Source organism: Geodermatophilus sp. FMUSA9-8 (assembly GCF_037034165.1).
Classification (GTDB): domain Bacteria; phylum Actinomycetota; class Actinomycetes; order Mycobacteriales; family Geodermatophilaceae; genus Geodermatophilus; species Geodermatophilus nigrescens.
This window is the reverse complement of record NZ_JBAGKE010000003.1, coordinates 299,776-318,782: the sequence shown is the minus strand read 5'-3', so window position 1 is coordinate 318,782 and position 19,007 is coordinate 299,776. Positions and strand designations below refer to the sequence as shown.

General features: G+C 77.1%; 21 protein-coding genes. 12 read left to right on the top strand and 9 right to left on the bottom strand.

The window, feature by feature from the left end:
- Positions 1 to 2: 2 nt before the first annotated feature.
- From ypfJ to WA616_RS08710, 3 genes are all read right to left on the bottom strand, one after another.
- Positions 3 to 932: a KPN_02809 family neutral zinc metallopeptidase gene (ypfJ, locus tag WA616_RS08720; protein ID WP_336028967.1), complete on the bottom strand. Its 930-nt coding sequence runs from the start codon at positions 930 to 932 to the stop codon at positions 3 to 5.
- A gap of 78 nt (positions 933 to 1,010) precedes the next feature.
- Positions 1,011 to 2,618, bottom strand: a complete 1,608-nt coding sequence (locus tag WA616_RS08715; protein ID WP_336028966.1) for a helicase HerA-like domain-containing protein — start codon at positions 2,616 to 2,618, stop codon at positions 1,011 to 1,013.
- Positions 2,619 to 2,644: 26 nt separating this feature from the next.
- Positions 2,645 to 3,490 (bottom strand): formate/nitrite transporter family protein, encoded by an 846-nt coding sequence (locus WA616_RS08710; RefSeq protein WP_336028964.1) that lies wholly within the window; start codon positions 3,488 to 3,490, stop codon positions 2,645 to 2,647.
- A 126-nt stretch (positions 3,491 to 3,616) separates the two neighbouring features.
- Here WA616_RS08710 and WA616_RS08705 point away from each other — a divergent pair, with 126 nt between their 5' ends.
- The 4 genes from WA616_RS08705 (at position 3,617) to WA616_RS08690 (ending at position 6,770) form a co-directional block, all read left to right on the top strand.
- Positions 3,617 to 4,006 (top strand): hypothetical protein, encoded by a 390-nt coding sequence (locus tag WA616_RS08705; protein ID WP_336028963.1) that lies wholly within the window; start codon positions 3,617 to 3,619, stop codon positions 4,004 to 4,006.
- A 4-nt stretch (positions 4,007 to 4,010) separates the two neighbouring features.
- The gene (locus tag WA616_RS08700) at positions 4,011 to 5,234 is read left to right on the top strand and encodes a glutathionylspermidine synthase family protein (RefSeq protein WP_073418990.1); all 1,224 of its coding nucleotides are present in this window, start codon (positions 4,011 to 4,013) and stop codon (positions 5,232 to 5,234) included.
- A 41-nt stretch (positions 5,235 to 5,275) separates the two neighbouring features.
- Positions 5,276 to 5,722 carry a nitroreductase family deazaflavin-dependent oxidoreductase gene (locus WA616_RS08695; protein ID WP_336028962.1) on the top strand — a complete coding sequence of 149 codons (447 nt, stop codon included), beginning with the start codon at positions 5,276 to 5,278 and terminating at the stop codon, positions 5,720 to 5,722.
- Positions 5,723 to 5,795: 73 nt separating this feature from the next.
- On the top strand, positions 5,796 to 6,770 hold the full coding sequence (locus tag WA616_RS08690) for an ABC transporter substrate-binding protein (protein ID WP_336028961.1): 975 nt from the start codon (positions 5,796 to 5,798) through the stop codon (positions 6,768 to 6,770).
- On the opposite strand, the gene WA616_RS08685 is transcribed toward WA616_RS08690, so the two are convergent.
- The 5 genes from WA616_RS08685 to WA616_RS08665 are packed head-to-tail and all read right to left on the bottom strand — an operon-like array spanning position 6,755 to position 11,634.
- Entirely contained in the window at positions 6,755 to 8,263 is a 1,509-nt protein-coding gene (locus tag WA616_RS08685; RefSeq protein WP_336028959.1) for an FUSC family protein, read from the bottom strand. The genes WA616_RS08690 and WA616_RS08685 overlap by 16 nt on opposite strands.
- 58 nt (positions 8,264 to 8,321) lie before the next feature.
- Entirely contained in the window at positions 8,322 to 9,293 is a 972-nt protein-coding gene (locus tag WA616_RS08680) for an aldo/keto reductase (RefSeq protein WP_336028958.1), read from the bottom strand.
- Between the two features lie 42 nt (positions 9,294 to 9,335).
- Positions 9,336 to 10,409, bottom strand: a complete 1,074-nt coding sequence (locus tag WA616_RS08675; protein ID WP_336028956.1) for a winged helix DNA-binding domain-containing protein — start codon at positions 10,407 to 10,409, stop codon at positions 9,336 to 9,338.
- 41 nt (positions 10,410 to 10,450) lie between these two features.
- Positions 10,451 to 11,089: a hypothetical protein gene (locus WA616_RS08670; protein ID WP_336028954.1), complete on the bottom strand. Its 639-nt coding sequence runs from the start codon at positions 11,087 to 11,089 to the stop codon at positions 10,451 to 10,453.
- Positions 11,090 to 11,103: 14 nt separating this feature from the next.
- Entirely contained in the window at positions 11,104 to 11,634 is a 531-nt protein-coding gene (locus WA616_RS08665; protein WP_336028953.1) for a GNAT family N-acetyltransferase, read from the bottom strand.
- 56 nt (positions 11,635 to 11,690) lie between these two features.
- Between WA616_RS08665 and WA616_RS08660 the strand changes: the two genes are divergently transcribed.
- From WA616_RS08660 to WA616_RS08630, 7 genes are all read left to right on the top strand, one after another.
- Positions 11,691 to 12,281: a class I SAM-dependent methyltransferase gene (locus WA616_RS08660; protein ID WP_336028952.1), complete on the top strand. Its 591-nt coding sequence runs from the start codon at positions 11,691 to 11,693 to the stop codon at positions 12,279 to 12,281.
- A complete protein-coding gene (locus tag WA616_RS08655) occupies positions 12,278 to 12,403 on the top strand; it encodes a hypothetical protein (protein WP_281248051.1) in 126 nt (41 codons plus the stop codon). The genes WA616_RS08660 and WA616_RS08655 overlap by 4 nt, the downstream gene beginning before the upstream one ends.
- A gap of 10 nt (positions 12,404 to 12,413) precedes the next feature.
- Positions 12,414 to 12,839, top strand: coding sequence for a DUF1801 domain-containing protein (locus WA616_RS08650; RefSeq protein ID WP_336028951.1), 426 nt, complete (start codon positions 12,414 to 12,416; stop codon positions 12,837 to 12,839).
- A 94-nt stretch (positions 12,840 to 12,933) separates the two neighbouring features.
- Complete coding sequence (locus WA616_RS08645; RefSeq protein ID WP_336028949.1) at positions 12,934 to 13,140, top strand: hypothetical protein; 207 nt, start codon at positions 12,934 to 12,936, stop codon at positions 13,138 to 13,140.
- 198 nt (positions 13,141 to 13,338) lie between these two features.
- Positions 13,339 to 14,184 carry a zinc-binding dehydrogenase gene (locus WA616_RS08640; RefSeq protein WP_442901989.1) on the top strand — a complete coding sequence of 282 codons (846 nt, stop codon included), beginning with the start codon at positions 13,339 to 13,341 and terminating at the stop codon, positions 14,182 to 14,184.
- Positions 14,185 to 14,203: 19 nt separating this feature from the next.
- Positions 14,204 to 15,808 carry an ABC-F family ATP-binding cassette domain-containing protein gene (locus WA616_RS08635; RefSeq protein ID WP_336028947.1) on the top strand — a complete coding sequence of 535 codons (1,605 nt, stop codon included), beginning with the start codon at positions 14,204 to 14,206 and terminating at the stop codon, positions 15,806 to 15,808.
- A 48-nt stretch (positions 15,809 to 15,856) separates the two neighbouring features.
- On the top strand, positions 15,857 to 16,246 hold the full coding sequence (locus tag WA616_RS08630) for a hypothetical protein (protein ID WP_336028946.1): 390 nt from the start codon (positions 15,857 to 15,859) through the stop codon (positions 16,244 to 16,246).
- 104 nt (positions 16,247 to 16,350) lie between these two features.
- Here WA616_RS08630 and WA616_RS08625 read toward each other — a convergent pair whose 3' ends face one another.
- Positions 16,351 to 17,547: an amino acid deaminase/aldolase gene (locus WA616_RS08625; protein ID WP_336028944.1), complete on the bottom strand. Its 1,197-nt coding sequence runs from the start codon at positions 17,545 to 17,547 to the stop codon at positions 16,351 to 16,353.
- 125 nt (positions 17,548 to 17,672) lie between these two features.
- Between WA616_RS08625 and WA616_RS08620 the strand changes: the two genes are divergently transcribed.
- Positions 17,673 to 18,995 carry a D-arabinono-1,4-lactone oxidase gene (locus WA616_RS08620; protein WP_336028943.1) on the top strand — a complete coding sequence of 441 codons (1,323 nt, stop codon included), beginning with the start codon at positions 17,673 to 17,675 and terminating at the stop codon, positions 18,993 to 18,995.
- Positions 18,996 to 19,007 lie beyond the last annotated feature (12 nt).

Here is a 19,007-nt window from a genome sequence, read left to right as displayed (position 1 = left end):
GGTCATCCCAGGTCGTCGGTGGCGAAGGTGTCGCACTGCGCGGGGTCCCCGGTCTGGTAGCCGGTGAGGAACCAGCGCTGCCGCTGCTCGGACGAGCCGTGCGTGAAGGTGTCCTGGTCGACCCTGCCGCCGCCGAGGTTCTCCTGGATGAAGTCGTCGCCGATGCGGCCCGCGGTGTCCAGCGCCGCGTCGATGTCGGCCTGTGTGATCTCGGTGATCAGCGGGGCGCCGGACTCGTCGGGCACCGTCGTCGCGTGGTTGGCCCACGCACCGGCGTAGCAGTCGGCCTGCAGCTCCAGCCGCACGGTGCCGCTGGTCGGCCCGGTCTCGCCCGGCGTCACCTGCTGGTTGGTGCCGAGCAGGTTCTGCACGTGGTGGCCGTACTCGTGGGCGAGCACGTAGGCGTTCGGGAACGCGCCGCCCTCGGCGCCGAACTGGCTGCGCAGCGTGTCGAAGAAGGTCAGGTCGATGTACACGAGCCGGTCGGCCGGGCAGTAGAAGGGGCCCGACCCGCTGGTGGCGCCGCCGCACTGGGTGCTGACCTGGTCGGAGAAGAAGACCGTGTCGGTGGGGGCGTAGCCGTCGAGGGCCTGCGACCAGTAGTCCTGGATCGAGTCGATGTCGGCGACGACGGCGCACTCGACGGAGGTGTTGGCGTCGCCGCTGTCGTCGCAGGACTGCTCGAGCGCGCTGTTGTCGGCCGTCTCGCCCGGTCCGAGCCCGCCGGACAGCGCGCCGAGCCCACCGCCGCCGGTGCCGCCTCCGCCGCCCCCGCCGAGGACCTGGAACAGCACCAGGACCAGGATGCCGACCAGGCCGAGCCCGCCGCCGCCGACCGCGACGCCGCGACCGCCGAACCCGCCGCCGCCTCCGCGGCCCCGCCGGTCCTGGATCGACGACGTGTCGAGGTCGCCGCCCTCCCTGTACCGCATCGCCCTGTGCCTCCCCGGTTCCGCGTGCCGTCCGACCGTGCCACCGGTGCCCGCCGGTCGCACCCCGGCGCGGGGGCGTCAGCGGCGCCGGCGGGTGCCGAACAGGCCGCGGGTGAGCTCGCGGCCCAGCGCCGAGGCGGCCGAGCGCGCGAAGCTCCGGAAGACCGGGGAGGCCATGACGTCGGCGAGCAGCCCGCCGTCGGCGGCCGGCTCCGCCTCCCGGCGGGGCGCGCGCTCCCGGCGCGGCGCCGGCTCCCGGCGTGGTTCCCGCTGCCGGGCCGGGGCCTCCGGCGGGGCCGGCGGCGGCGCCAGCCGCGCGGCCAGCAGCTCCTTCGCCGACTCCCGGTCGACGGCGGTCCCGTAGCGCGCCTGCAGCGGCGAGGCGGCCACCGCGGCGGCCATCACGTCGGGCGCCACGGTGCCCATGGAGGCCCGCGGCGCGCGCAGCACCGTGCGCGCCAGGGGAGTGGGCGCCCCGCGCTCGGAGAGCACCGTCACCGCCGCCTCGCCGGTGCCGAGCGAGGTGAGCAGCTCGGCGACGTCGGCGTAGACGTCGCTGCGCGGGAACGTCCGCACGGTCTTCCTGAGCGCGTCGGCGTCCTCCGGCGTGAAGGCGCGCAGCGCGTGCTGCACGCGGTTGCCGAGCTGGCCGAGGACGTCGGAGGGGACGTCGGTGGGCTGCTGGGTGACGAAGAAGACGCCGACGCCCTTGGAGCGGATGAGCCGCACCGTCTGGGTGACCGCCGTCAGGAACGCCTTGCTCGCGCCGCTGAAGAGAAGGTGCGCCTCGTCGAGGAAGAACACCACCCTCGGCTTCTCCAGGTCGCCGACCTCCGGCAGCTCCTCGAACAGCTCGGCCAGCAGCCACATGAGGAACGTGGAGAACAGCGCCGGCCGGTCGGCGACGGCGGGCAGCTCGACGGCGCTGACGACCCCGCGGCCGTCGGGCGCGGTGCGGATCAGGTCGGCGGGGTCGAAGGCGGGCTCGCCGAAGAAGACGTCGCCGCCGAGGTCCTCCAGCGCCACGAGCTCGCGCAGCACCACGCCGGCCGTCGCCTTCGACAGCCCGCCGAGGCCCGCGAGCTCCGCCCTGCCCTCCGGCCGGGTGAGCCAGGTGAGCAGCGCCCGCAGGTCGGCGAGGTCGAGCAGCGGCAGGCCGGCCTCGTCGGCGTGGTGGAAGACCAGGCCGAGCGAGCTCTCCTGCGTGGCGTTGAGGCCGAGCACCTTCGCCAGCAGCGTCGGCCCGAAGTCGCTGACGGTGGCGCGCACCGGGACGCCGGTGCCGAGCCCGCCGAGCGCCAGGTACTCGACGGGGAACGCGGACGGCGTCCACGGGTCGCCGGTCTCGGCCGCCCGGCGGGTGACCCGCTCGCCCGCCACCCCGGGCTCGGCCAGGCCGGCGAGGTCGCCCTTGAGGTCGGCGAGGACGACCGGGACGCCCACGGCCGACAGCTGCTCGGCCATGAGCTGCAGCGTCCGGGTCTTGCCGGTGCCGGTGGCCCCGGCGATCAGGCCGTGCCGGTTGAGCGACGACAGCGGCAGCCGGACCTGCGCGCCCGGGTGGGTGCGGCCGCCGGCGGAGACGGCGCCCAGGTCGAGCGCGGCCCCCTCGGCGGCGTAGCCGGCGGCGATCCGGGCCGCCGCGGCGGCGTCGTCGTCCGGGGGAGGTGTGCTGGTCTCGCTCACGCGGGCGACGGTAGCGACGGTCGGCCTCAGGCGCGCTCGGCCGGCTCCGCCCCGGTGCGCGGCGCGGCCTGCGGCTCGTCGCGCAGGAACAGGTACCAGTACGACGTCCCGACGAAGACGACCGCGCCCACGAGGTTGCCGGCGCCGGCCAGCAGCCAGTTGACGACGGTGTCGCCCCAGGTGGCGCCCTCGACGCCGGCGAACACCGCGGCGGGCAGGAAGAACATGTTGGCGACGACGTGGTCGAAGCCCATCGCGACGAAGGCCATGACCGGGAAGAAGACCGCGAGGATCTTGCCCGAGACGCTGGTGGCGGCCAGCGACATCCACACCGCCAGGCACACCAGCCAGTTGCAGCCGACGCCGCGCAGGAAGGTCTCCCACGCGGTGTGGTGGGTCTTGCCGTCGGCGATCTCGGCCAGCCGGGCGAAGGTCAGCCCCGCGTTGCCGGTGCTGTCCGGGTCGCCGATCACCCCGGTGGAGACGGCGAGGAAGTACGCGACGAACAGGGCGCCGAGCAGGTTGCCCAGCAGCACCAGGGTGAGGTTGCGGACGACGTCGCCGAGGCCGAGCTTGCCGTTCATCGCGCCGAGCGGGACCAGCATCATGTTGCCGGTGGCCAGGTCGGACCCGGCGATCAGCACCAGGACCAGGCCGAGGGTGAAGGCCGCGCCCATGAACAGGGTCGGCAGCGTGCCCCACGTCCCGGCGTCCAGGCCGGAGGAGACGGTGATCGCCACCAGCGCGCCGAAGGAGATGTAGGCGCCGGCGAGGAAGGCGCTGACCAGCACCCGGTCCCACGTCCGGTGCACCTTCTTGGCACCGGTGGCGCTCGCGACGCGGGCGATCTCGGCGGGTTCCCTGGCGGCCATCGCGCCTCCCCGGGGCTCGGCGACGAGCCGCACGCTAGTGGAACGGGACCGTCCGTGCCGCCCGGAGGGCGGGCCGGTACCGCCGGGGACCTAGGGTCAGGGCGTCCACCGAGCCGGGAGGGGTCCATGGCGTTCTCGAACCGGGTGCGCAGCGCGTTGACGACGACGGTGCTCGCCACCGCCGCCACCGGGTTCCTCGCCGGCTGCGGCAGCGACGACGAGGAGGAGCAGGTCGCCTACTGCACCGACGAGAACGGCGAGATCGTCGACGAGGACTACTGCGACGACGACTACCGCGGCGGCGGTGGCGGGCTCTTCTTCCTCTACCTCGGCGGCTTCCGCCCGGGCCTGCCCGTCGGCACCGTGCTGCCCTCCGGCGGCACCCGTGTCGACCCGCGCGACACCGCCGCCCGCCAGCGCTACGGCCTGCCCGGAACCGGGTCGGTGGCCAGCGGCACGCGGGTGACCGGCGGCATCGGCTCCGGCACCGGCGGCACCGGCAGCTCGGGGTCCTGAGCCGGTGCGCCGCGTCGAGGCCGGCGTCGTCCGGCCCGGCTGGGAGGCCGAGATCGAGTCCTCCGGCCTGGTCTACAACCGCACCACGACGCCCGGCGGCGACGTGCGCAGCTACTGGCGCGAGGGTCCGTACTACGACTTCACCTCCGACGAGGTCGCCCGTCTCGAGGGGTGGGTGTCCCAGCTGTTCGAGATGTGCGTGGCCGCGGGCGACCACGTCGTCGAGAACGACCTGTTCGACCGGATGGGCATCCCGCTGATCGCCCGCTCGGGCATCCGGGCCACCTGGGAGGGCGAGCCGCCGAGCGTCTACGGCCGCTTCGACCTGCGCTACGACGGCTCGGGTCCGCCGAAGCTGCTGGAGTTCAACGCCGACACCCCGACCGGGCTGGTCGAGGCGGCGGTCGCGCAGTGGAACTGGCACCTGTTCACCGGCCAGGGCCGCGACCAGTGGAACGCGCTGCACGAGAAGCTCGTCGCCGCGTGGCAGCGCAACCTCACCCGCTGGGAGCGGCGCACCGGCGTGCGCCCGCGGGTGCACCTGGCGTGGTCCACCAGCGACGTCTCCGGCGAGGACCGGATGACCGTCGCCTACCTGATGGACACCGTCGTGCAGGCCGGCTACGAGGCCGTCGAGGTCGTCGTCGAGGACATCGCGCTGGACTCCGGCGACGGCCGCTTCTACGACCCCGCGGGCCGCCACCTCGACGTCGTCTTCAAGCTCTACCCCTGGGAGTGGCTGGTCGACGACGAGTTCGGCGCCGCCGTCCTCGCCGACGCCGCCCGGCCGGGCGGCACCACCTGGGTCGAGCCGGTCTACAAGATGCTGTGGAGCACCAAGGCGCTGCTGCCGGTGCTGTGGCGGCTCTTCGGCGGCGACCCGGTGCTCTCGCAGCTGCTGCTGCCGGCCTACTTCGCCGACGAGATGCCCTCGAGCTGGCGGGACTACGTGCGCAAGCCGCTGTGGGGCCGGGAGGGCGCCAACGTGGAGATCGTGCGCGACGGGCGGGTCGTCACCTCGCTGCCCGGGCGGTACGGCACCGAGGGCTTCGTCGTCCAGGAGTTCGCGCCGCTGCCCGACTTCGCCGGCGTCGACGGCCCGCACCACCCCGTGCTCGGCGCCTGGGTGGTCGACGGCGAGCCCGCGGGCCTCGGCATCCGCGAGAGCGACGGGCTGATCACCGACAACCTGAGCTTCTTCGTCCCGCACACCGTCGACGCCCGCTGAGCCGGCGTGCCGCCCGCGCGGTCCCGACCTACGGTCGGGGCATGCCGCTGGAGGGTGAGTACGAGCCGAGTCCGCAGCAGTGGGTCCGCGACCAGGTGGAGCGCTACGAGGCCACCGGCGGGCGCGAGGCCAACACGCTGCGCGACACCGGCCTGCCGGTCGTCGTCTTCACGACCCGCGGGGCGAGCACCGGGAAGGTCCGCAAGCAGCCGCTCATGCGCGTCGAGCAGGACGGCGTCTACGCGATGGTCGGCTCGCAGGGCGGGGCGCCGAAGGACCCGGCGTGGGTGGCCAACCTGCGCAAGCACCCCGACCAGGTGACCGTGCAGGACGGCCCCGAGCCGTGGGACGGCGTCGCCCGGGAGATCACCGGGGAGGAGAAGGCGCAGTGGTGGGAGCGCGCCGTGGCCGCCTACCCGCCCTACGCCGAGTACCAGCAGAAGACCGACCGGGTCATCCCCGTCTTCCTCGTCGAGCGGAGGCCGTGATCCGAGGTCAGGCAAGGCTGCCCTAAGTTGTCTCCCGGTGCCGGACGGTCCGGCGCCGGGAGGAGGGGCGACGGTGCTCTGGGGACGGACGGCGCGCGGACGCGTGGCCGGTGCGGTGGCGGCGGTGGCGGTGCTCGCCGGGTGCGGGTCGACCGAGGCGGGAGCCGAGGGGGCCGCGGAGGCCCCGGCGTCGGCGGACACCCGCACCGTGGCGCACGCCGCGGGCACGACCGAGGTCACCGGCTCGCCCGAGCGGGTCGTCGTCCTGGACACCGGTGAGCTCGACGCCGTCCTGGCGCTCGGTGTCACGCCGGTCGGGGCCGTGCGCACCGACGTGAGCGACGAGCTGCCCGGCTTCGTGTCCGAGGCCGGCGTCGACCCCGCCGACATCGCCGCCGTGGGCACGATCGCCGAGCCCGACCTCGAGGCGATCGCCGCGCTGGAGCCGGACCTGATCCTGTCCAACTCCGTGCGGCACGCCGACCTCTACGACCAGCTCGCGCAGGTCGCCCCCACGGTGTTCGCCGAGGCGATCGGGGAGAGCTGGCAGGAGAACCTGCTGCTCGCCGGCGAGGCGCTCGACCGCGAGGAGCAGGCGCGGGACCTGCTGGAGGAGTTCGCCGCCCGCGCCGAGGAGGTCGGCGGCCGCTACGGCGACCCGGCGCAGACCGAGGTCAGCGTCGCCCGCTTCCTCGACGGGACGCTCATCCGCCTCTACGGCGAGGGGTCCTTCATCGGGTCGGTGCTCGCCGAGGTCGGCTTCGCCCGGCCGGAGCTGCAGCGCACGTCGGAGACCTTCGTCGAGGTCTCGCCGGAGCAGGTGACCTCCGCCGACGGCGACCTGCTCTTCTACGGCGCCTACGGGGCCGACGGCGCGACGGCGGCCGAGCAGGTCACCGCCGGGCCGCTGTGGGCGTCGATCCCGGCGGTCGCCGAGGACCGCGCGGTGGCCGTCGACGACGACCGGTGGTTCCTCGGCCTCGGCCCGCTGGGCGCCGGGCTGGTGCTCGACGACCTCGAGGAGCTGGCGCCTCAGCTGGCCGGCTGACCGGCGGCGAGCCGGCGGGCGAGCTCCGCGGCCAGGGGGTCGTCGCCGCGGGCGCGGGCGCCGAGCAGCGCCCAGCCGAGGTCGGCCACCGCGCGGGCGCGGTGCACCCCCGCGGTGACGGCGGGGGTGGGCAGCAACTCGGCGCGGGCGCCGGCCGACACCTCGGCCAGGTGGTCGAGGGCGGCGTGCAGCCGGCGGTCGTCGGCCGCGGCGCCCGCGGCGGCGACCTCGCGCACCGCCGCGGGCAGCCGCCGGCTCGACGCGCGGGGGAGCAGCGCGAGGCCCGCGGCCAGCGCGGCGACGACGCCCACGCCGGTCTCGGCCAGCCGCTCGGCCACCAGCCCGCCGGCCGTCGTCGCCGGGTTGCCCAGGTGCACCAGCAGCAGCGCCAGCGGGGTGATGAACGAGACGGCGAGCACGTACTGCGCCGCGACGAGCAGCTCCACCGCCAGCTGCAGCAGCGCGGCCAGCGCGATCGCCGCGGGCAGCGGCAGGTCGAGTGCCACGAGCGCGCCGGCCAGCAGCACGCCGACCGCGGTGCCCAGCGCCCGCTGCAGCCCGCGTGCGCGCGTCGCCCGGGCGTCGGTGCCCAGCTGCACGCCCACCGCCGTGGTGACCGCCCAGTACGGGCTCCCCAGGCCGAGGGCGACGGCGGCGAGCCCGGCCGCGGCGCCACCCGCGCCCAGGCGCAGCGCGGTCGCGGCGGCGGGCACGTGCCACCAGCGGGCGGGCGCGGGGGCCGGCGGCGCGGACGGGCCGGCACCGGGTGCGGCGGGGGCGGTGTCGGGGGCGGCGGTGGGGGCGGCCGGCAGGGCGGCCAGGAACCGCGCCTCGACGTCGTCGAGCCGCCGGCGCAGGTCCGCGCGGCCGCGCCGGCTGCCCCCGCGCACGGCGACGTCGGCCAGCCGCACGGCGCGGGCCGCGCCGGCCGGACTGCCACCCACCGCGGCCTCGGCCGCCTCCAGCGCGCGGCGCTCCGGGCCGGTCGGGTCCCACAGCCACGGCAGCATGCAGCCGGCCCAGGCCAGCGCCGCGCCGGCCGCGGCGGCCAGCACGTGCGGCCCGGTCCCGCCCGGGGCGGTGCCCAGCGCGCTGGACCCGCCGGCGACGAGCACCACGCCGAGCGGGCCGGGCGGGCCCACCCGCCAGACGACGCCCGCCGCGGCCGCCGCGGCCGCGAGCGCCGCGCAGCCCAGGACCAGCGCGACCGGGTGCCCGGCGGTCAGGGCGCCGAGCGCGCTGCTCGCGACCAGCACCGCGCCGACGGCGGAGACCACGCCGGCGCGGCGGCGGTACGGGAGGGCGTGCCCGTAGACGGCGGTGAACGACGCGAGCGCCGCGGCCGAGCCCAGGTCGACGCGGCCCAGCGCGGCCCCCGTGCCCAGCGCGACGGCCAGGCACACCGCGGCGGTGACGCCGCGCCGCCCGCCGGCCCGCCACAGCGCGCGCGGCGCCGGCACCGGCGGGCCGAGCAGCGGGCGGACGACGGACACGGCACCCATCGTTCCCGGAACCGGGCCCGCGCCCGGCGTGGCGCGGACGTGATCTCCGTCAGAACCCGGCGACGGCGTGCGGCGTGTACGGCTCCTCGAGGCGGGCGACCTCGTCGTCGGTGAGGCGCAGGTCCACGGCAGCGAGGGCGTCGTCGAGGTGCCCCGCCCTCGTCACCCCGACGATCGGCGCGGTCACCACCGGCTTGGCCAGCAGCCAGGCCAGCGCCACCTGGGCGCGGGGGACGCCGCGTCCGGCGGCCACGTCGGCCACCCGCTCGACGACCGCGCGGTCGCTGCGCTCGTCGTAGAGGCGCCCCCCGAACGCGTCGTTCTCCGAGCGGTGGGTCGTCTCGTCCCAGTCGCGGGCGAGCCGGCCGCGGGCCAGCGGGCTCCACGGGATCACGCCCATGCCCTGGTCGGCGCACAGCGGGAGCATCTCCCGCTCCTCCTCGCGGTTGAGCAGGTTGTAGTGGTCCTGCATCGACACGAAGCGGTGCCAGCCGTGCTCGCCGGCGGTGTGCAGGGCCTTGCCGAACTGCCAGGCCCACATGCTGCTCGCGCCGAGGTACCGCACCTTGCCGCTGCGGACGGCCGAGTCCAGCGCCTCCAGCGTCTCCTCGATCGGCGTGGCCGGGTCCCAGCGGTGGATCTGGTAGAGGTCGACGTGGTCGACCTGCAGCCGGCGCAGGCTGGCCTCGAGCTCCCGCAGGATGGCGACCCGGGACAGCCCGCCACCGTTCGGCCCCGGGCGCATCCGGCCGTGCACCTTGGTGGCCAGGACGACGTCGTCGCGGGTGGTGAACTCCCGGATCGCCTTCCCGGTGATCTCCTCGCTGGAGCCGCCCGAGTAGACGTTGGCGGTGTCGAGGAAGGTGACGCCGGCCTCCAGCGCCGACCGGATCAGCGGCATCGCCTCGTCCTCGGGCAGGCTCCACGGCGTCATCCCGCGCCCGGGCTCCCCAAAGCTCATCATCCCGAGGCAGATCCGGGAGACCTCGAGACCGGTGGCGCCCAGGCGGGTGTACTCCATGGCCCCACCCTCCACCGGCGGCGCGAGGGCCGCCTCCCGGCCTCAGGGCAGGGCGGCGGCGAGCTCCGGCACGCGTTCCGCGACGCCGTCGGGGAAGGCGGTGAACGGCTCGGCGGTGACTCCCCGCCTCGCGCCCGTGCCGGTCCACCGCCAGGTGCCCACCGCCGTCCCGCCGACGACGACGGTGGGCCGGAAGACGCCGTTGCCCCCGGGGACGATCCGGTCGGCGTGCTCCGCGGGCACGGTGCAGGTGCGGTCGGCGTAGCCGAGCACCATCTCGTCGAAGCCGGGCAGCAGGTGCAGGCCCTCGGCCTCCGCCCGGCAGGCGGCCAGCCGGTCGGGCACCTCCGGGTCGAGGTACAGCTCGGTGCCGTCGACGTCGACCGCCGCCAGCCGGTCGCGCACCGCCGCCAGCCCGGCGCGGGCGTCGCGCACGGTGGTGCCGGCCCAGCGGACCAGGTCGGCGACACCCGCGGGGCCGTGCCCGGTGAAGTAGCGCAGCGCGAGCTCGGCCAGGGCCTCCTCCCGGCCGGGCCGCCGGGGCGCGGACACCCACTCGTCGAGCAGCACGAACGCCTGGTCACCGGCCTCCAGCGGGCCGAGGACGAGGGTCCCGGTCTGCGCGAGGAACCACAGCGAGTGGTAGCCCCGCTGCCCGGTGACGTCGCAGCCGCCGTCGGCGAGGGCGGCCAGCAGCTCCCTGCGCCCGAGCCGGCGCCCGCCGGAGAGCGCGGCGACCGCCACCCCGCGGGCGCGCTCGAGGTCGTCGAGGGTCAGGCCCACGACCTCCCGCCGCCTCGCCGCGCCGGCGAGCACGCGGGGACCGAGCAGGTCGAGCATCCACGGCAGGTCCTCGGCGGGCGTGAGGTGCAGGGTGCTGCGCATCGGCCAGGAGCGGACGACGGCGCCGCCGGCCAGCGCCGCCTCGACGCCGGCCCGCGAGCGGTCCGCGGTGCGCAGCGCCACCGACGTCAGCGCGCCGGGCAGCTCCTGCCCCTGCAGGGCGAGCAGCCCGCGGACGGCGGCCGCGGCGTCGGGGAACGGCGGGCCGGTCACCCGCTGGGCGACCAGCCGCAGCAGCGCGACCTCGCGGGGCGGGACCGTCGGCGTCGGCATGCGCCGGATGCTGCCAGCCGGGGACGACGGCCGGCCCGCGGTCAGTCCTCGGCGCCGCGGGGGATGCCGAGGGTGGCCAGCAGGTCCTCGTGCAGCTGCATCCAGACGGTGTGGCAGGACTCCACGCCGACGCCGGCCACGAACTGCCACTGCCCGCCGTCGACCCGCGCCAGCGCCGAGGTGTAGCGGGCGGCGTAGCCGTCGAAGCGCTGCAGGCGCCCGGCCAGCGCGGCCGTGGCCGCGGTGAGCTCGCGGCCGAGCGTGCCGAGGGCGCGCAGCACGCGCTCGTCCCAGCGCCGGTCGGTGTGGTCGTTGGCGGCCAGGGGGTCGGTGCGGGTGGGCCGCACCTGCCAGTCGGTGCACACCCGGCCGAAGCGGGCGTTGAGCGGCAGGAAGTCGGCGTACGCGGCGGTGGCGACGTCGCGGGCGCCGACCCGGTCGAGCTCGGCGGCCATCCGCCGCTCGTCCTCGGCCCGGCCCTCGGCGGTGACGAACCACCCGGAGGTCCCGTCGAACGCGGCGGTGCCCACCCAGCCACGGGCGCCGTACGCGAGGAGGTGGTCCTCGACGTCGCCGGGGTCGAGGCCGTAGTGGGCGGCGATGCGGTCGGTGGGGGCGAACCCCAGGACACGCGGTGCGTGCAGGACGAGGTCGTCGACGGCGGAGACGGCGGCGAGCACGGGGCGATCCTCCGTCAGCGGCGCAGGTGCAGGTAGACCATGTCCTCGGCGTCGGGCTCGGCGGTGCGCGGGGTGAACCCGGCGGCGGCCGCGGCGCGCAGGCTGGCGGTGTTGTCCGGCTCGATGCCGAGGACGAACTGCTCGACGTCGGCGGTGCCGGGATCGGCGACCAGCGCGCGCAGCGTGGCCGCGCCGACGCCCTGCCCGCGGCGGGACGGCGCGACGACGTAGGCCGCGCCCATCGTCCGGCGCCCGTCGGTCTCCAGCACCCGCTCGGCGACCGGGTCCCAGGTCGTCCAGCGGTCGTAGACGTCGCCGCCGACCTGGGCGACGAGCACGCCGTCGTCGTCGAGGGCGACGAAGGCGCACGAGCGCAGCACCCGCCGCCCGCGGAACTCCTCGGTCCACCGGGTGCCGCGCACGGCGAGCTCGCGGGTGGGCCACTCGCGCCCGCCCAGCCGCCGCCGCGTCTCGGGGTCGTCGAACCACGGCTGCACGGCGAGCAGGTGCTCCGGTTCGAAGGGGACCAGCGAGACGGTGCGCACCCGCCCACCCTGGCCCCGGCCCGGCCGGCGCGCACACCGCTGCGACACTCGCCCCCGTGCAGGCAGCGGACTGGGACGCGCGCTACGCCGAGCGGCAGCAGTGGTCGGGCGAGCCGAACCCGCTGGTGGCGGAGCTGGTGGGGGACCTGCCGCCCGGGAACGCCGTCGACGTCGCGGCGGGGGAGAGCCGGCACGCCCTGTGGATGGCGCGGCTGGGCTGGCGGGCCACCGCGGTCGACTTCTCCGCCACCGGGCTGGCCCGCGGGCGGGCGCAGCCGGGCGCCGGCGCCGTCACGTGGGTGACCGCCGACGCCACCGCGTGGGACGCGCCGCCGTCGTCGCAGGACCTCGTGCTCGTCGCCTACCTGCACCTGCCCGACCCGGACATGACGGGACTGCTGACCCGGGCCGTGGGCTGGCTGCGGCCGGGCGGGTGGTTCCTGCTCCTCGGCCACGACGCCCGGAACCCCACCGAGGGCGTCGGCGGGCCGCAGGACCCGGCGATCCTGCACAGCCCCGCCCGCCTGGGGCCGGTGGCCGCGCTGCTCGACGTCGAGCGCCTCGGGACGGTGCCGCGCGCGACGCCGTCGGGCACGGCGCTGGACACCCTCCTCTGGGGCCGGCGGCCGGTAGCGTCGCCGGCGTGATGGGCATGGGCGGGGCCGGCGGCCCGGACGCCGAGCGGCGACGGCGGCTGGTGGCCGCGGTCGTCGTCCTCGCGATGGTGCTGACCGCGGGCGCCACCGTGCTCTCCCTCGTCCTGGACTGAGGAGGCCGCCGTGGGCGACCCGATCGAGGAGTGGTTCGCCGCGGCCGGTCCGCGCGAGGCCGAGCTGCGCCGGGTCGACGCGCTGGTCCGCGAGGCCGCATCCGGACTCGACCGGCAGCTGGTCCCGGTCGGCGCGGGGCAGGTGCTGGGCTACGGGCTGATGCCCTACCGGCCGAGGTCGGCGCGGGAGACGACGCAGTGGCCGCTGGTGTCGCTGGCCGCGCAGAAGCGGCACCTGTCGCTCTACGTCTGCGCCGTCGTCGACGGGACGTACCTGCCCGAGGCGCGCGCGGAGCGGCTGGGCCGGGCGTCCTGCGGGAAGAGCTGCGTGCGGTTCACCTCCCTCGACCGCGTCGACGCCGGCGAGCTCGCGGCGCTGGTCCGCGACGCCGCCGCGGCCACCGCCGACGGGACCAACGCGTACTTCGCGACCTGATCACACCGGGCCCTTGGTCCCTGGTGCCGTGCCCGGCCGACGGCGACGCTGCTGGCGGTACCGAGACCGGATCGGACGACAGGGGCCGCGCCGCATGACGATCGACGACCTCGCGCAGGACGCCTCCGTGGAGGAGGCCGTCGCCCGCCTGGTGGCGGAGTTCCGGATGCGGCCCCAGGTCGTCGGCACCGTCGTCGCCTCCTGCCGGCGCGACCTCAGCGGCGTCCCGGCCACCGCGCTGCCCGAGCTGGTCGAGCGGCTGGCCCGCACCCGGCTGGAGTCGGTGGGCGCACCGGCTTGACCTCACGTGCACGTGAGGTCGTCCCCTCTCGTGCATGCGAGCGATCCGACTGCACGCCTTCGGCGGCCCCGACCGCCTGGTCCTCGACGAGCTGCCCGACCTGACGCCCGGCCCCGGTGAGGTCCGGATCGGTCGAGGCGGCCGGCGTCCACCTGGTCGACACGGTCCTGCGCCGCGGCGACCCCCGGTCCGGTCTCGCTGCCGCTGCCGCGGCTGCCGACCGTGCCCGGGCGCGAGGTCGCCGGCGTCGTGGACGCGCTCGGCCCCGGCGCGGACCCCGCCTGGCTCGGCCGCCGCGTCGTCGCCCACCTCGGCCCGGTGCCCGGTGGCTACGCCGAGCAGGCCGTCGTCGCCGTCGACGGGCAGCTGTTCGAGGTGCCGGCGCACGTCCCCGCCGCCGACGCCGTCGCCGCCGTGGGCACCGGCCGCACCGCGCTGGGCGTGCTGGAGCTCGAGCCGCCGGCGGCCGACGACGTCGTGCTCGTGCCGTCGGCCGCGGGCGGGCTCGGCTGGCTGCTGGTGCAGGCCGCCCGCGAGCGCGGCGCGACGGTCGTGGCGGCGGCGCGGGGGGAGGCCCGCACGGCGCGGCTCGCCGGACTGGGCGCCGACCTCGTCGTCGACTACGGCCGGCCCGGCTGGGGCGACCGGGTCCGCGACACCGTCGGCGGGATCACGGTCGTCTACGACGGCGTGGGCGGCGACGTCGGCCGGGCCGGGATGGAGCTGCTGCGCCCCGGCGGGCGACTGGTGCTGTTCGGGTGGTCCTCGGCCGCCCCGACGAGGTTCGACACCGGCGACGTCGTCCGGCTCGGGATCACCGCCGGCTGGTCGCTCGGGCCCCGGATGACCGCACTGCCCGGCGGGATCCCCGGGCTGGCCCGCCGCGCCCTGGACCGGGTGGCGTCCGGCGCCTGGCGGCCGCTGGTCACCACGTACCCGCTGGCGGAGGCGGCCCGGGCGCACCGTGACCTGGAACGGCGGCGGGCGCCGGGCAAGGTCGTGCTGCGGGCCGGGACAAACGGCTTGTCCGGCCCGGGAGACTGACCGGGTGGGATCGGTCGACGTGAGCGGGGTCCGGCACACGCTGCCCGACGGCCGCGTGCTGCTGGACGACGTCTCCTTCCGGATCGGCGACGGCGCCCGCGCGGCGCTGGTCGGCGAGAACGGGGCGGGGAAGACGACGCTGCTCCGGATCATCGCCGGGGACCTGGTGCCCGAGGCGGGCGCGGTCGCGCGCAGCGGCGGCCTCGGCGTCATGCGGCAGTTCATCGGCTCGGTGCGCGACGACACGACCGTCCAGCGGTTCCTCGTCGACCTGTCGGGCCCCGCGGTGCGCGCCGCGTGGGACGCCGTCGAGGCGGCCGAGCTGGCGCTCATGGAGACCGACGACGAGGCCGCCCAGCTCGCCTACGCGGACGCGCTCGGCCAGTGGGGCGACGCCGGCGGCTACGAGGCCGAGGTCACCTGGGACACCGTGACGGTCGCGGCGCTCGGCGTCCCCTACGACCGCTGCAAGTACCGCGAGCTGTCGACGCTGTCGGGCGGGGAGCAGAAGCGGCTGGCGCTGGAGTCGCTGCTGCGCGGGCCGGAGCAGGTGCTGCTGCTCGACGAGCCGGACAACTACCTCGACGTGCCGGGCAAGCGGTGGCTGGAGGAGCGGCTGCTCGAGACCCGGAAGACCGTGCTGTTCGTCAGCCACGACCGCGAGCTGCTCGCCCGCGTGGCCGACCGGGTGGTCACCGTCGAGGGCCGGACGGCGTGGGTGCACGGCGGCGGGTGGGCCTCCTACCCCGAGGCCCGCGAGGCGCGGCACGAGCGGATGGCCGAGCTGCGCCGGCGCTGGGAGGAGGAGCACGACCGCCTCGTCGAGCTGGTCCGCACGCTGCAGCAGCAGGCGGCCAACTCCCCGGACATGGCCTCGCGCTACCGGGCGATGCAGACCCGGCTGGCCCGCTTCGAGGAGGCCGGGCCGCCGCCGGACCGGCCGCCGCAGCAGAAGGTGGCGATGCGGCTGCGCGGCGGGCGCACCGGCGTCCGCGCGGTCACCGCCGAGCAGCTGGAGCTGTCGGGCCTCATGCGGCCCTTCGACCTCGAGCTCTTCTACGGCGACCGGGTGGGCGTGCTCGGCGCGAACGGGGCCGGCAAGTCGCACTTCCTGCGGCTGCTCGCCGGGCAGGAGGTCGCGCACACCGGCTCGTGGCGGCTCGGCGCCCGCGTCGTCCCCGGCTTCTTCGCCCAGACGCACGCCCACCCGGAGTGGCTGGACCGGACGCCGGTGGACCTGCTGTGGCACGGCGAGCCGGGACGGCCGGGCGTCGACCGCGGGCGGGCGATGGCCGTGCTGCGGCGGTACGGGCTCACCGACTCCGCCGACCAGCCGTTCCGCACGCTGTCCGGCGGGCAGCAGGCGCGGCTGCAGGTGCTGATGCTGGAGCTCTCGGGCGCCACGCTGCTGCTGCTCGACGAGCCGACCGACAACCTCGACGTGCTGTCGGCGGAGTCGCTGGAGGAGGCGCTGGCCGCCTTCGACGGCACGGTCCTGGCGGTCACCCACGACCGCTGGTTCGCCCGCTCCTTCGACCGCTTCCTCGTCTTCGGCGGCGACGGCCGGGTGTACGAGTCGGACGAGCCGGTGTTCGACGAGCAGCGCGTCGCCCGCGCCCGCTGAGCCGTCAGGCCCGCTTGACTGTCAGGCGGGCCTGACGGACGCTGGGTCATGGACGTCGACGACCTCGAACGCCGGCACACCCTCGCCACCGCCGTCATCCGCTTCGACGAGCTGCGCTCCCGCGACTCGCTGGCCGATCCCGACGACCCCACCGGCCCGCGTCCGCTGAGCCGCGACGAGGCGCTGGAGCTGCTGGCCCTCGGCGAGGTGATCGCGCGGCGCGCGGGTCAGGGCCGCCAGCTCACCGTCCGGACGGCGCGTTCCACCGGCGCCTCGTGGGCGCAGATCGGCCGGGCGCTCGGCGCCACACGGCAGTCGGCCTGGGAGGCTCACCGGCGCTGGATCGACACCCAGGTCGACCACCCGGAGGGCTCCGGCGGGCTCACCGAGGAGGAGGCCGCGGAGGCCCGGGCGCTGCTGGCCAACGACGCCGACTGAGGGGGAGCTCGAGTCGATCATCGGACGTGTGCACGGCCGGCCGGCGTGTCCTGCCGTGTCGCGTGCACGCATCCGATGATCACCGTGCGAGGAGGCCGTGCCGCTCAGCCGAACGCCCGCCCCTCTCCGCGGTAGGTCGCGACGGCGCCGGCCGGCCGCCCGCCGGCCACCGTGTGCAGCTCGCCGACGTGCTCGCACACCCCCCCGGCCTTGGCGTGCCGGAACCACACCCGGTCGCCGATCCCGAGCCCGGCGGCGCCGGGACCGCGCAGCGGCGTCTGCACCTCGCCGGCGCCCTCGGTGCCGAGCAGCCGCAGCCCCGCCGGGTGCACCGGCCGCGGCGACCGGTCGGGGCCGGGCGGGCCCGACGCGATCCAGCCGCCGGCCGCCACCGTGACGACCCCGGGCGCCGGGCGGCGGGTGACCGCGAGCGCGAACCACAGCGCGGGCCGCCCGCGGAAGGCGCGGTACCCGTCGAACAGGGTCGGCTGGTAGAGCCCCGACCCGGCGGCCACCTCGGTCACCGACGGGTCGGCCGCAGTCCGCTCCAGGCTCCCGGTGCCCCCGCCGTTGACGAACCCGAGCGGCGCGACGGCGGACACGGCGGCCACCGCCGCGGCCCGGCGCCCGGCCAGCTCGCGCACCGACAGGGCCTGCACCCCGCGCACCGCGAGCCCGCGCAGGGGCCGGCCGGGCGGGGCGTCGGGCACCCCGGCCACCTGCGCCTCGTAGGCCATGAGCCCGGCCAGCACGAAGCCGGGCCGCCCGTGCACCGCCCGTGCCAGCGCCGCGGCACCCGCCGGGTCGTGCACCGGCGAGCGCCGCACGCCCACGTGCACGCGCCCGCCGCCGGCGCGCAGCGAGGCGTCGAGGTCCAGGCAGATCCGCACCGGCGGCCGCCGGCCGGGCGGGGCCACCGCGTCGACGGCGTCGAGGTGCTCGGGCGAGTCGGCCATCAGCGTCACCCGCGACGCGAGCACCGGGTCGGCCACCAGCCGGCGCAGCGCCGCCCGGTCCACCGACGGGTAGCCCACGACGACGTCGTCGCTCACCGGGTCGTCGCCGCCGGCCAGCCACAGCGCCTCGGCCAGCGAGTACGCCAGCACCCCCGCGAAGCCCGGCCGGGCGAGCACCCGCCGCAGCACCGCACGGCTGCGCACCGACTTGCTCGCCACGCGCACCGGCCACCCGCCCGCCCGGCGGACCAGGTCGTCGGCGTTGGCGTCGAGCGCGTCGAGGTCGAGCACGGCGAACGGCGGGTCGAGGTCCGCGGTCAGGTCGTCGAGGCGGTCGGGGGTCACGGCAGCGCAGCCTCCCGGGGGGCGCGCGCCGGGGCAAGCAGGGGGGCGAGCGCCGGGGCGAGCACGGGGGTCCTCGACGCACCGCCCCGCGACGGCCACACTGCCGCGGACACCGAGGAGGCCGCGTGGCGGACAGCTGGCGCAACTGGGCGGGCAACCAGCGGGCGGGCGGCCTCACCGTCGTCTCCCCGCCCGATGCCGGCGGGATCGCCGACGCGGTGCGCGCCGCAGCCGCCGCGGGCCGCCGGGTCACCGCGCTGGGCAGCGGGCACTCCTTCAGCGGCATCGGCCGCCCCGAGGACGTGGCGCTCCGCCTCGACCGGCACGCCGGGCTGGTCGACGTCGACGACGCGGGCCTGGCCACCGTCCGCGCCGGCACGCCGCTGCACCGGCTGAACGCGGAGCTGGCCGCCCGCGGCTGGGCGCTGACGAACCTCGGCGACATCGACCGGCAGACCGTCGCGGGCGCGCTGTCCACCGGCACGCACGGCACCGGCGCCCGCTTCGGCGGCCTGGCCACCCAGGTGCGGGCGCTCGACCTCGTCACCGCCGACGGCGAGGTGCTGCGCTGCTCGCCCGGCGAGCACCCCGACGTCTTCTCCGCCGCCCGCGTCGGCCTCGGCGCGCTCGGCGTGCTGTCGACCGTGACCCTGCAGGCGGTGCCGGCGTTCGCGCTGCGGGCCGACGAGGGGCCGGCCCGGCTGCCCGACCTCCTCGAGCGCTTCGACGAGGTCATGACCGCCACCGACCACGTCGAGTTCTACTGGTTCCCGCACACCGACCGGTGCCTGCTCAAGCGCAACACCCGGGTGCCGCTGGACGGGCTCGCGCCGCTGTCCCGCGCGCGGGCGCTGTGGGACGACGAGGTGCTCGCCAACGCCGGGCTCGCCGCCGTCGTCGCCGCGGGCCGGCGGGTGCCCGCGCTGGTGCCGCCGCTGGCCCGCTTCTCCGCCCGGGCGCTCGGCGCGCGCACCTGGACCGACGCCGCGCACCGGGTGTTCGTCTCCCGCCGCCGGGTCCGGTTCCGCGAGATGGAGTACGCCGTGCCGCGGGCCGCGGCGCCCGAGGTGCTCGGCGAGCTGCGGCGGGTGGTCGACGCCGGGCCGCACCGGGTCGCCTTCCCGGTGGAGGTGCGGGTGGCCGCCGCCGACGACGTCCCGCTGTCGACGGCGTCGGGGCGCGACACCGCCTACGTGGCCGTGCACGTGCCCGCCCGCACCGAGCCCGGCGCGTACTTCCGCGCGTTCGAGGCGATCGCCGGGGCGGCCGGCGGGCGGCCGCACTGGGGCAAGGAGCACGGCCTCGACGCCGCCGCCCTGGCCGGCCGCTACCCGCGGTTCGGCGAGTTCACCGCCCTGCGGACGCGGCTCGACCCGGCCGGGGTGTTCGCCAACGCCCACCTCGACCGGGTGCTGGGCCCGGTCGGGGCGGGCGTCGGGCAGGCCTGATCAGGTCCGCGG

Excerpts from the sequence above, each read along its gene's own strand:
- WA616_RS08675 (WP_336028956.1), bottom strand. The coding sequence starts at position 10,409 with ATGCCGACGCCGACGGTCCCGCCCCGCGAGGTCGCGCTGCTGCGGCTG.
- WA616_RS08705 (WP_336028963.1), top strand. The coding sequence starts at position 3,617 with ATGGCGTTCTCGAACCGGGTGCGCAGCGCGTTGACGACGACGGTGCTC.
- WA616_RS08645 (WP_336028949.1), top strand. The coding sequence starts at position 12,934 with ATGACGATCGACGACCTCGCGCAGGACGCCTCCGTGGAGGAGGCCGTC.
- ypfJ (WP_336028967.1), bottom strand. The coding sequence starts at position 932 with ATGCGGTACAGGGAGGGCGGCGACCTCGACACGTCGTCGATCCAGGAC.
- WA616_RS08630 (WP_336028946.1), top strand. The coding sequence starts at position 15,857 with ATGGACGTCGACGACCTCGAACGCCGGCACACCCTCGCCACCGCCGTC.
- WA616_RS08695 (WP_336028962.1), top strand. The coding sequence starts at position 5,276 with ATGCCGCTGGAGGGTGAGTACGAGCCGAGTCCGCAGCAGTGGGTCCGC.
- WA616_RS08710 (WP_336028964.1), bottom strand. The coding sequence starts at position 3,490 with ATGGCCGCCAGGGAACCCGCCGAGATCGCCCGCGTCGCGAGCGCCACC.
- WA616_RS08680 (WP_336028958.1), bottom strand. The coding sequence starts at position 9,293 with ATGGAGTACACCCGCCTGGGCGCCACCGGTCTCGAGGTCTCCCGGATC.